This window comes from Kitasatospora sp. NPDC048298 (assembly GCF_043201465.1).
Classification (GTDB): Bacteria; Actinomycetota; Actinomycetes; order Streptomycetales; family Streptomycetaceae; genus Kitasatospora.
Genome location: NZ_JBICYZ010000020.1, coordinates 115837 through 126593, shown reverse-complemented (window position 1 = coordinate 126593; position 10757 = coordinate 115837). Strand labels below are relative to the sequence as shown.

The 10757-nt window shown below is 72.9% G+C and carries 11 protein-coding genes; 2 read left to right on the top strand and 9 right to left on the bottom strand.

What is annotated here, in order from left to right:
- The coding region (locus ACGF0D_RS17730) for a ScbR family autoregulator-binding transcription factor (RefSeq protein WP_392917093.1) at nucleotides 1-705 on the bottom strand (705 nt) is incomplete at its 3' end.
- Nucleotides 706-1063: 358 nt separating this feature from the next.
- Between ACGF0D_RS17730 and ACGF0D_RS17725 the strand changes: the two genes are divergently transcribed.
- Entirely contained in the window at nucleotides 1064-2176 is a 1113-nt protein-coding gene (locus ACGF0D_RS17725; protein WP_392867640.1) for a ScbA/BarX family gamma-butyrolactone biosynthesis protein, read from the top strand.
- 6 nt (nucleotides 2177-2182) lie between these two features.
- On the opposite strand, the gene ACGF0D_RS17720 is transcribed toward ACGF0D_RS17725, so the two are convergent.
- From ACGF0D_RS17720 to hemL, 7 genes are all read right to left on the bottom strand, one after another.
- The gene (locus ACGF0D_RS17720; protein WP_392917090.1) at nucleotides 2183-2587 is read right to left on the bottom strand and encodes a hypothetical protein; all 405 of its coding nucleotides are present in this window, start codon (nucleotides 2585-2587) and stop codon (nucleotides 2183-2185) included.
- 175 nt (nucleotides 2588-2762) lie between these two features.
- Complete coding sequence (gene ccsB / locus ACGF0D_RS17715) at nucleotides 2763-3893, bottom strand: c-type cytochrome biogenesis protein CcsB (RefSeq protein ID WP_392917087.1); 1131 nt, start codon at nucleotides 3891-3893, stop codon at nucleotides 2763-2765.
- Nucleotides 3894-3896: 3 nt separating this feature from the next.
- On the bottom strand, nucleotides 3897-5660 hold the full coding sequence (locus ACGF0D_RS17710) for a cytochrome c biogenesis protein ResB (protein ID WP_392917085.1): 1764 nt from the start codon (nucleotides 5658-5660) through the stop codon (nucleotides 3897-3899).
- Nucleotides 5661-5662: 2 nt separating this feature from the next.
- Complete coding sequence (locus tag ACGF0D_RS17705; protein ID WP_359902907.1) at nucleotides 5663-6433, bottom strand: cytochrome c biogenesis protein CcdA; 771 nt, start codon at nucleotides 6431-6433, stop codon at nucleotides 5663-5665.
- A 2-nt stretch (nucleotides 6434-6435) separates the two neighbouring features.
- Nucleotides 6436-7053, bottom strand: coding sequence for a TlpA family protein disulfide reductase (locus ACGF0D_RS17700; protein WP_392867652.1), 618 nt, complete (start codon nucleotides 7051-7053; stop codon nucleotides 6436-6438).
- 142 nt (nucleotides 7054-7195) lie between these two features.
- The gene (locus ACGF0D_RS17695) at nucleotides 7196-7846 is read right to left on the bottom strand and encodes a histidine phosphatase family protein (protein ID WP_392868755.1); all 651 of its coding nucleotides are present in this window, start codon (nucleotides 7844-7846) and stop codon (nucleotides 7196-7198) included.
- Between the two features lie 73 nt (nucleotides 7847-7919).
- Nucleotides 7920-9248, bottom strand: a complete 1329-nt coding sequence (gene hemL, locus ACGF0D_RS17690) for a glutamate-1-semialdehyde 2,1-aminomutase (RefSeq protein WP_392867655.1) — start codon at nucleotides 9246-9248, stop codon at nucleotides 7920-7922.
- Nucleotides 9249-9687: 439 nt separating this feature from the next.
- On the opposite strand from hemL, the gene ACGF0D_RS17685 reads away from it, so the two are divergent.
- Complete coding sequence (locus tag ACGF0D_RS17685) at nucleotides 9688-10170, top strand: hypothetical protein (protein WP_374119985.1); 483 nt, start codon at nucleotides 9688-9690, stop codon at nucleotides 10168-10170.
- A 92-nt stretch (nucleotides 10171-10262) separates the two neighbouring features.
- Here the strand turns inward: ACGF0D_RS17685 and ACGF0D_RS17680 are convergent, their stop codons facing one another.
- The gene (locus ACGF0D_RS17680; protein WP_392867661.1) at nucleotides 10263-10754 is read right to left on the bottom strand and encodes a MarR family winged helix-turn-helix transcriptional regulator; all 492 of its coding nucleotides are present in this window, start codon (nucleotides 10752-10754) and stop codon (nucleotides 10263-10265) included.
- Nucleotides 10755-10757: the final 3 nt, after the last annotated feature.

Below are 10757 nucleotides of genomic sequence, written 5' to 3'. Positions count from 1 at the left end.
CCGCGCGGCGGGGGGGGGGGGGGGGCGGCCCCCCCGCCCCCGGGGGGGCCCGGGGCCGGCCGCGGGGCGCGGGCCCCCCGCCCGCCGTTCCGACGGCACCAGGGCCGGCAGCGCGGCCGTCCAGAGCCGGCTCACGTCCTCCGGCCCGGGCCGACCGGCCTCCTCGCCCGCGAGCAGCACCTGGCCCGCCGCCACCGCGGTGAGCAGTTCCGCGGCGGTCCGCCGGTCCACCCCGGGGCACAGCTCCCCGGCGTCCGCGGCGCGGTCCAGCAGCCGGTGGACGACGGCGGCGAGGCCGCGCCAGGCGACCTCCGGGGCCACCGGAGCGGACCCGTCCGCCCCCTCCTGGGCGCCGCCCCGGCTCGCGCCCGAGCGGCCCAGCCGGACGCCGGCCCGCACCACCACGTCCTCGCGCAGCAGCCGGGCCAGCTCGTGCGAGAAGTCGATCAGGCCCTGGAGCGCCGGGCCATCGGCCCGCAGCGCGCGCAGCGCGGCCGAGCCGACCTCCCGCCCGGAGGCGCGCCGCACCCCGTCGGCGAGCGCCTGCTTGGAGACGAAGTGGAAGTACAGGGCGCCCTTGCTCACCCCGGCCCGGCGGCTGATGTCGACCAGGCTGGCGGCCTCGAAGCCCACCCGCGCGAAGGTCTCGGCGGCGGCGAGCAGTACGGCCTGCCGGGTCCGCCCAGCCCGTTCCTGCTTGACCACTGGCCCCCTCCGGACTCGACCGGGCGCGATCCCCGCCCCACCCGGCAGCTGTCGGCGCGGCCCCTGCGGGAGCGGCGCTCGCATGCGGACGGCATCTTCCGAAACCGCATGGTTGGTATCTAATCTAGCGCCTGCAGCGCGCTCGCCGTCCCCGCCGTCCAGCGGGTACGGGCCCCCACCGATGGTCCGAGACCCTCCGAACGGGCATTCCCCCAGTCCACGGGGCGGGTAGCGTGATCAGGCCGGCGAGTGCGGCCCGGGCACCCCCAGTCGCCGAACACAAACCGGGTGGTATGTATGTTTTGCTCGGACGGCCGTAGCGGCCGCTCCGACCGACACCCTGAAGCGGGGGCCCGTCATGCCATCGATCGTAGAGCCGGACCCGCTCGGCCCGTGCGCCCACCCCGGCCCGGGCAGCGGCGGCGGCTTCGACCTCTTCCACGACGGCCCCGCGACCGGCTACGACTTCCACGACCGGACCGTCTCCCGGCACCTGGTGCACCGCGCCTCGGTGTCCGAGGTCTTCCTCACCGGCTGGCAGGCCACCGGCCCGTACGACTTCCTGCTCGGCGCCCAGTGGCCCCGGCTGCACGGCTTCTACCGGCTGCCCGGGGACCGCTACCACGACCCGGTGCTGCTGGCCGAAACGATCCGCCAGGCGGGGCTGCTGATCGGCCACGCCGGGTTCGGGGTGCCGCGCGGCCACCACTTCGTGCTGGAGGACCTCTCCTACGCGCTCGACGGGCCCGGGCTGCCGGGCCTGGCCGTCAGCGCCGGCCCCGCCTCGCTGATGCTGGCCGTCGGCTGCGAGGACGTCCGGATCCGGCACGGCGAACTGGCCTCGCTGCGGGTGTGCGTCGACGTCACCCGGGACGGCCGGCCGGTCGGCCACGGCAGCGGCCGGCTGCGGGTGCTCTCCCCCGCCGCGTACGCCCGGCTGCGCGGCCCCGAGCGGCGCGCCGCCCCGCCGCGGCCGCCGGCGCCGGCCGCACCCCAGCTGGTCGGCCGCGCGCAGCCCGAGGACGTGGTGCTCAGCCCGACCCTCGCCCCGGACACCTGGCTGCTGCGGGCCGACGCCACCCACCCGGTGCTGTTCGACCACGAGCTGGACCACGTGCCCGGGATGCTGGTGCTGGAGGCCGCCCGGCAGGCCGCCCAGCGGCTGCGCCACCCCGAGCCGGTGGTGCCGGTCGAGCTGGTGACCTCCTTCGAGCACCACATCGAACTGGACCGGCCCTGCTTCGTCCGGGCGGTCCCCGAGCCGGCCTCCGGGGCGACCGGGGCGGGCGGACGGCTGCCGGTACGGGTCCTGCTGGTCCAGGACGGCCGGACGGCGGCCGAGTGCGTGCTGCTCACCGCGCCGTTGGACGGGCCGGCCGAGAGCCCGACGGCACCGGCCCGGCGGGACGCCTGCGAGGGCCGCCCCGCCGCTCCGGACCTCGACGGCACCCGGCTGCCGCTCGCGAGCTGACCCCCGTCAGGCGGCCACCAGGGCCGCCGGCCGGCCCGCGTGCATCACGCTGAGGTTGGTCGCCAGCCGGACCGGGTCCTGGGCCAGCCAGAGCCGCAGCGCCGCGCCCAGGGCGGCACTGGCGGACTCGATCCGGACGTCGGTGATCTGGGCGATCCGGGCCGCGCCGGGCACCAGCAGGTCGGCCAGCGGGGTCGGCAGCCAGACCGTCAGGGCGCACGGCGCGGGCACCACCAGCGCCCCCAGCAGCCGGTAGGCGTCCCCCGGCGCGCTGAGCGTGGGGATGATGTCCAGCAGCGCGTCGGACACCACCTCGGACACGTCGCTCCGGTGCCCCTGGGCGAGCCTGCGGAGCAGCATGCGCTCGGCGGCGGTGATTCGGACGGTCAGCATGACCTCGTCGCACTCCATTGCGCGATTTCCTCCTCAATTCCCTCTCGCGCCGACCGGCGGCCGGCACGCACTACCCCTGTCGCACCCAGGGCTTGTCTCCCGGGTCCTTACCGGGCCCGCGACGCCGGGAGACAAGCCCCAGCCCGGCTACCTGTGGGAGAGAGCCGGGCCGGTGGGTGATCGTGTGCCCCGGTCAGATCCCCGCGTAGGAGTGCTTTCCGGTGACGAAGATGTTCACGCCGTAGTAGTTGAAGAGCCAGCAGGCGAACGCCGCCAGCGCCAGGTAGGCGGCCTTGCGGCCCTTCCAGCCGGCCGTCGCACGGGCGTGCAGGTAGCAGGCGTAGGCGACCCAGGTGATGAACGACCAGGTCTCCTTCGGGTCCCACTCCCAGTACTTGCCCCAGGCCGCCTCGGCCCAGATCGCGCCCGCGATGATGGTGAAGGTCCACAGCGGGAAGACCAGGGCGTTGATCCGGTAGGACAGCTTGTCGAAGGTGGACGCGGCGGGCAGCCGGCGCCAGATCGAGGCCGAGGTGCCCAGCGGACCGGTGGTGAGGCCGGCCGCCATGCGCTTGTCGAAGGAGTCCTTGCCGAGGTACAGCAGCGTCGCGATGAACGCCGCGTAGAAGGCGCCGCCGCAGAAGATCGCGGTGGAGACGTGGATCGCCAGCCACGGCGAGTGCAGCGCCGGGACGAGCTGCTCGGAGTCCGTGTACAGCACCGTGGTGGCGATGCCGAGGGTCAGCAGCCCCGCGAGGACGACCGGCAGGCCGAGCCAGCGGACGTTCTTCTTCGCGGCCAGCAGCACCAGGTACGCCGCCGTCATGGCGAAGGCGAACGCGCACGAGAACTCGTACATGTTGCCCCACGGCCAGCGGGAGACCGACAGGCCGCGGGTGACGATCCCACCCACGTGCAGCAGGGCCGCGAGCACGGTGAGCGAGATGGCGATCCGGCCGGCCAGGTCGGCCTTCTCGTTGGTGCCGGCCGCGCCCGGGCCGTCCACCTCGTCGGCGCCGCGCCCGCTGGTGACCACCGTCGCGCCCTCGCCCGCGACCGCGGTGCGGGTGAGCGTGGTGGTGCCGCCGCCGGCTCCCGCCACGGTGACCGTGACCTTCTTCGCGGCCTGCTGCCCGGCCGCGGCGACGGTCTCGGCGAGGCTGCCCGCCTGCTCCTTCGAGCGGACGGCGACGCCGCCCCTGCTGCCGAAGGTCCACTCGATCATGTGGGCGAACATGGCGAGGGTGTAGACCACCATCGCCGAATAGATCAGCTTGTTGGAGAGGTCGGCCAGCTGTGGGTCGACCGCCGAGGCGAGGTGCACCGTCTACTCCTTGGAGTTCTGGTCGGCAGGGGCTGCGGGGTCCGGGGAGGCCTTCGGGGCGGTGGGGTCCCCGGGCTCCTCGGGTACGTCCGTTTCGGTGGTGTCGCCCTCGTCCTCGTCCTCGTCCTCGGAGGCCGGGGCGTCGTCCTGGAGGTCGACCGCGAGCTCCGCCAGCTCCTCGGCGATCTTCGCCGACTCGCTGCGGGCCAGGCCGGCCAGCTCCACCTGGGTGCCGCCGCCGGGCAGGGCGACCGCCCGCACCCAGATCCGGCGGCGCTGGATGAACAGCGAGCCGATCAGGCCGAGGATCGCGAGCACTCCGCCGGCCAGGGCGATCTCGTTGCCCGGGCGGTGCGTGATGTTGAAGCTGGCCCACTGCTTGTAGCCCTCGAAGGTCACCGAGCCGTAGCCGTCGGGCAGCGCCCAGGCCTGGCCGGGCTTGAGCCTGGCCTTGGCCGGCTGGCCGTCCTGGGTCAGCTGGGTGAGCTTGCGGGTGTTGAGCTGGTAGACGTTCTGCGGCAGGCCGGAGTCGGTGCCGAGGTCGCCCGCGAAGGCGTTCAGCACCAGCTCGGGGGCGGCGTCGCCGGGGAACAGCGAGACCGGGCCGGTGCCCTCGAAGCTCAGCGGGGCGGTCGGCAGGAAGAAGCCGGAGAAGCCCATCTGGGTCTTGTTGCCGTCGGGGCCCGCGCCGTAGTCGGAGACCTTCACGACGCCGGTGGAGGTCAGGTTGCCGTCCTGCGGCAGGAACGGGACGGCGCCCTGGTAGACGACCTCGCCCTTGCCGTTCTTGACGGTGACGAACGGGGCGTAGCCGTGGCCGATCAGGTAGACCTTGCTGCCGCCGACCTCCAGCGGGTGGTTGACCTCGATGGTCGACTTCTTCAGCTTGGACTCGTCGCTGCCCTCGTAGTACTCGACGTTCGCGGTGAATTGCCGGGCGGCGCCGATCTGGTCGCCCTTCTCCTGGAACTTCGAGGTGAAGCCGTTCAGCTTCAGGTAGAAGGGGTCGAGGTCCTGGCTGCCGTAGAAGCGGGTGCCGGTGAAGTCGTCGAGCTGGGTGATGGTGTTGGAGTAGCCCTCGCCCTCGATCATCAGCTTGCCGCCGGTGCCGGCGGCCAGGCTGGACCAGGCGAAGCCGCCGAGCAGCGCGAACAGCGACAGGTGGAACAGCAGGTTGCCGACCTCGCGCAGGTACCCCTTCTCGGCGGACACCGCGCCGCCGGACAGGTGGGCGCGGAAGCCGCGCTTGCGCAGCAGCCGGTGCGCGGCGGCGTTCACCTTCTCGGCGTCCGCCGAGGTGCGCCAGGCCGCGTGCACCGGCATCCGGGTCAGGTTGCGCGGGGCGGCCGGCGGCTGGGCGCGCAGCACGCCGACGAACTGCCAGGTGCGCGGGACGATACAGCCGGCCAGCGAGACGAACAGCAGGATGTAGATCGCGGAGAACCAGACCGAGCTGTAGACGTCGAACAGCTGGAGCTTCTCGTAGATCGGCGCGACCGTGGTGTGCTGCGCCTTCCAGGTCTGCACCTTGAACTGGTTCTGCCCGTTCTGCGGGATCAGCGAGCCGGGGATGGCGGCCAGCGACAGCAGGAAGAGCAGGATCAGGGCGACCCGCATCGAGGTCAGCTGGCGCCACATCCAGCGCGCCCAGCCGAACGCCCCCATGCCGGTCGGGCCCTCGGACTCGACCGGTGCGGTGCTGAGCCGCTCGGCGGCGCTGTCGTCCGGCGCCGGGGGCTGCTCGGTCTCGGTCGTGGTGTCGCTCACGGTCAGATTCCGATCTGGAAGTCGGCGGTCCAGGACTGCAGCTGGCTCATCATCGAGTCCCAGATCCCGGTGACGAGCAGCAGACCGACCGCGACGAGCATGCCGCCGCCGATCCTCATGACGAGCGGGTAGTGCCGCTTGACCCAGCCGAAGGCGCCCAGCGCCCGGCGGAACGCCACGGCGGCCAGGATGAACGGTACGCCGAGGCCCAGGCAGTAGAAGGTGGTCAGTAGCGCGCCACGCTGGGCGTCGGCCTGGTTGAGCGCCAGGTTCTGGACGGCGGTCAGGGTCGGGCCCATGCACGGGGTCCAGCCGACGCCGAAGACCACCCCGAGCATCGGGGCGCCCAGCAGGCCGACGGCCGGACGGCGGTGCGAGCGGACCTCGCGCATGCTCAGCCCGGGTACCAGGCCCATGAACGCCAGGCCCATCACCACGGTGAGCGAGCCCAGCACGATGCTGATGATCCGCTTGTAGTCCTGGAGCTCCTGGCCGAAGTAGCCGAACAGGGCGCCGGTGGAGACGAACACCGCGGTGAAGCCGAGGATGAACAGCACAACGCCGAGCAGCATCCGGCCGCGCCGCGAGCCGCGGGCGTCCGCGAGGTCGGCGGCGGAGAAGCCGGTCACGTACGACAGGTAGCCCGGGACCAGCGGCAGCACGCACGGCGAGAAGAACGACGCCAGCCCCGCCACCAGCGCGACCGGGGCGGCGGCCAGCAGCGCGCCGCTCTGGACGGTCGAGGTGGCGTCGGCGAGGTGCAGCGGCGGCAGGCTCACTGCTTCTGCTCCGCGACCACCGGCTGGAGGATCGACTCCAGCGCGTCCTCGGTGGTGCCGCCGACGGCGCGGGCGGCCAGCTTGCCGTCCCGGTCGACGACCAGGGTGGTCGGGATGGACTGGGGGTTGAGGCTGCCCTTGGGGAACTTGAGCAGCTGGGTGCCGGCCGGGTCGAACAGGCTCGGGTAGGTGACGCCCTGCTCCTGCTCGAAGCGGAGGGCGTTCTGCTTCTCGGTGTCCCGGGTGTTGATGCCGAGGAACTGGACGCCCTGGTCCTTGTACTTCTCCGAGACGGTCTGGAGGCTCTTGGCCTCGGCCCGGCACGGGCCGCACCAGGAGCCCCAGACGTTCAGCACGACGACCTTGCCCCGGTAGTCGGAGAGCTTGGCCGCGGTGCCCTCCAGGGTCTCCCCGGTGATGTCCGGCGCGTCCCCGCGCTTGCCCGCCTCCGCCTTCGACAGGTTGGTGCCCTTGACCGTGACGAAGCCGACCTGGCCCTCGCCGCTGCCCGACGAGCCCGAGGAGGTACAGCCGGTGAGGGCGAGCGCAGCGGCGGCGACGGTGGCGGCGGCTGCTGCGGCGACACGGGGACGGGGGCGCGTCATGGCAGACATGTGAAAAGTTTCGCATGGAGTTCCGGGCGGGTTCGCCGGGGTCCTGCCTTGCGCGTCGCACCCCCTCTGACCTGCGACGAAATCGGGTCACCCGGCGTTCGCCAGGTGACCCGAAGTCATACTTACACGCCGCTTACGGAGGCTAGGCGCCGAAGCTCTTGCCCACCGGCTTGTCGCCCTTGCGGCCCTTGCCCACCAGGTGCGCGGGCAGCAGGTCGCGGGCCGGCTCGCGGTAGCCGACCGAGACGATCTTGTCGCCCTCGAAGGTGAAGCTGGTCAGCGAGGCCAGCGAGCACTGCCGGTTGCGCGGGTCGTGCCACAGCCGGCGGCGCTCGACGAAGGAGCGCAGGATCCAGATCGGCAGCTGGTGGCTGACGCAGACCGCCTCGTGCCCGCGGGCGGCGTCCCGGGCGGCGCCGAGCGCACCCATCATCCGCACCACCTGGTCGAGGTACGGCTCGCCCCAGGAGGGCTTGAACGGGTTGGTGAGGTACTTCCAGTAGCCCGGGTTCCGCAGCGAACCGTCGCCGACCCCGAAGGTCTTGCCCTCGAAGACGTTCTCCGCCTCGATCAGCCGCTCGTCCACCGCGACGGCCAGGCCGTGCGCCTCGGCGATCGGCGCGGCGGTCTCCTGGGCCCGCTCCAGCGGGGAGGCCACCACGTGGGTGACGTCCCGGTCGGCCAGGTCCTCGGCGACCCGCTCGGCCATCTTCCGGCCCAGCTCGGACAGGTGGTAGTCCGGCAGGCGCCCGTACAGGACGCCCTCCGGGTTGTGCACCTCGCCGTGCCGCATCACGTGGACGACGGTGATCTCTTTGGCGCTCACTTCTCGACTACTCCTGGGAATCGGGTACGGGCCGCGGCGGTCAGGCCGTGGCGGCGGCAGCGGCGCGCGCGGCGGCCGGCAGGGCGGCGGCGATCCGCTCGATCGCCCGCTCGTCGTGGGACGCCGAGACGAACCAGGACTCGAAGGCGGACGGCGGCAGGTAGACGCCCTCGGCCAGCATGGCGTGGAAGAAGGCGGTGAAACGGTACGCCTCCTGGGTCTTCGCCTCGTCGTAGTTCGTGACGGCGGCCTCGGTGAAGAACACCGAGAACATGTTCCCGGCGGTCTGCAGCCGGTGCGCCACGCCCTCCTTGGTGAGCGCGTCGGCGACCAGGCCGGAGACCTCGGCGGCGACCTTGTCCACCGTCGCGTACACCTCGTCGGTGCAGCCGCGCAGCTGGGCCAGGCCGGCCGCGGTGGCGATCGGGTTCCCGGACAGGGTGCCCGCCTGGTAGACCGGGCCGGCCGGGGCCAGGTGCGCCATCACGTCGGCGCGGCCGCCGAAGGCCGCGGCCGGGAAGCCGCCGCCCATGACCTTGCCGAAGGTCAGCAGGTCCGGCGCCCAGCCCTCGTTCGCCGCCTCCAGGCCGTACCAGCCGGCCTTGGAGACACGGAAGCCGGTCATCACCTCGTCGGAGATGAACAGCGCGCCGTTCTCCCGGCAGAGCCGGGCCAGGCCGCCGTTGAAGCCGGGCAGCGGCGGGACGACGCCCATGTTGCCGGGCGAGGCCTCGGTGATCACGCAGGCGATCTCGCCCGGGTGGGCGGCGAAGGCCCGCTCGACGGCGGCGAGGTCGTTGTAGGGCAGCACGATGGTGTCGCCGGCCTGGGCGCCGGTGACGCCCGGGGTGTCCGGCAGGCCGAAGGTGGCGACGCCGGAACCGGCGGCGGCCAGCAGCGCGTCCACGTGACCGTGGTAGCAGCCGGCGAACTTGACCACCTTCGCCCGGCCGGTGAAGCCGCGGGCCAGCCGGATCGCGGACATGGTGGCCTCGGTGCCGGAGGAGACCAGCCGGACCTGCTCGACCGGGGCGACCCGGGCGACGATCTCCTCGGCCAGCTCGACCTCGCCCTGGCCGGGGGTGCCGAAGGAGGTGCCCTTGGAGACGGCCTGCCGGACGGCGTCGATCACCGCGGGGTGCGCGTGGCCGAGGATCATCGGACCCCACGAGCACACCAGGTCGACGTACTCGCGGCCGTCGGCGTCGGTGAGGTAGGGGCCGGTGCCGGACACCATGAAGCGCGGCGTGCCGCCGACCGCGCGGAAGGCGCGCACCGGGGAGTTGACGCCGCCGGGCGTCACCACGGAGGCGCGGTCGAACAGCGACTGGGACTGGGGGGCTTCGTAGGGGTAGCTCACAAAAGACATGGTCTCAAATCGTGTCCTCACGCTCTGCATGTCCGACCCGATCATCTGGAACGATGATCCGGGCACCGTTGTCTGTACGGTTGTCCGTACAGCAGGGGCCGCTGACTGCACCGGACCGGGGACCAGTCAGACTGTGTACACAGAGTGCGCAGGGGCTCCGGTTTGTGTGCAGGGGTGTGGAGAGGACTGCCGCGTACCGCGAATGGGTACGGCGGCGCATGACGGGTAAGGAGCACGTCCGGTGGGCGCCGGATGTGCGGGGGTCTGTCGATTCCGGCGAATTCCGGTGAGGATGGTCCGAGTGTCCGAGGCGCAGGACGGCTACGACGAGGCCGCGGGGGGCTCCCGACGGCCCGCCGAGGCCGCACGCGGGGGTACGGGAGCGGGTACGGGTCGCGGTCGGCGCGGGGGTGAGAGGCGGAGTGAGGGACGCGTGGGGGTGACCTACAAGTACTTCGGAGCCCCGGACCGCGCGACCGCCGCCAGGGTTCCCACCGCCCTCGGCCCGGGCGGGCTCGGCCTGGACGCCGGCGAGCTCGGCGCGCTGGGGCGGCTCGGCGACCTGATGGAGACCAGCGGCTCCCCCACCGGCCACCTCTCCACCAAGATCAAGCCGGAGACGATGAGCGCCATGGTGCTCACCGGTATCCAGGGCGTCCCGCTGCACCAGGTGCCGCCGCTGGAGCTGGTCGTGCTGCACCCCGACTACGCCGTCGTCCAGCTCCCCCACAACGTCGTCGAACCGCTGCGCAAGGCCGACGAGACCGAACTCGGCGCCGCCGCCTTCATCTGGTCCACCGTGCCGGACCGGCGCGGGCCGCGGGACGCCTTCGTGATCTACAGCATGCTGCACGAGTGGCAGGACTTCGCCAACCGCCTCCACGAGGCGGGGCACCAGCTGTACTGCCTGGTCTGGCCGTGACGTCCCGCCTCGACCCGCCGCTCGAACACGGTTCGGGGCCAGGCGAGTTGACCGCTCGCCAGTTCTGACGCCCGGTAGGCCCCGCTCGGGGCCTACCCCCGGGCGCGACGGGCGCGGCGGACGGTGCGTTCGACCTCGACCGGCTCCGCGAGGTGGCCGTCCACCAGGTGGGCCAGGGCCGAGACGAACACCTCGCGCTCGGGCGCCGGCAGCGACTCCAGCAGCTCGCGGTGCACCCGGTCGGCGATCGCGGTGCCCCGCGCCACGGCCCGCTCGCCCGCCTCGGTGACGGACACGATCCGGGCCCGCCGGTCGGTCGCGGACGGGTGGCGCTCGGCCAGGCCCGCCTTCTCCAGCTCGTCGACGGTGACCACCATGGTCGTCTTGTCCAGGTCCGCCAGCTCGGCCAGCTGGATCTGGGTGCGCTCGGCCTCCCGCGCGTGGAACAGCACGCAGTAGGCGCGCGGGGTGATCCCGAGCTCGGTGAAGGCGGCCGCCATCCGGGTGGCCAGCACGTGGCTCGCGTGGTCCATCAGCCCGGAGATGTCGCGGATCTGGCGCACGGGCGGCGGGGTCGTCGTCATGCG

Excerpts from the sequence above, each read along its gene's own strand:
- ACGF0D_RS17720 (WP_392917090.1), bottom strand. The coding sequence starts at position 2,587 with ATGGAGTGCGACGAGGTCATGCTGACCGTCCGAATCACCGCCGCCGAG.
- ACGF0D_RS17680 (WP_392867661.1), bottom strand. The coding sequence starts at position 10,754 with ATGACGACGACCCCGCCGCCCGTGCGCCAGATCCGCGACATCTCCGGG.
- ACGF0D_RS17700 (WP_392867652.1), bottom strand. The coding sequence starts at position 7,053 with ATGTCTGCCATGACGCGCCCCCGTCCCCGTGTCGCCGCAGCAGCCGCC.
- hemL (WP_392867655.1), bottom strand. The coding sequence starts at position 9,248 with ATGTCTTTTGTGAGCTACCCCTACGAAGCCCCCCAGTCCCAGTCGCTG.
- ACGF0D_RS17725 (WP_392867640.1), top strand. The coding sequence starts at position 1,064 with ATGCCATCGATCGTAGAGCCGGACCCGCTCGGCCCGTGCGCCCACCCC.
- ACGF0D_RS17695 (WP_392868755.1), bottom strand. The coding sequence starts at position 7,846 with ATGCGGCACGGCGAGGTGCACAACCCGGAGGGCGTCCTGTACGGGCGC.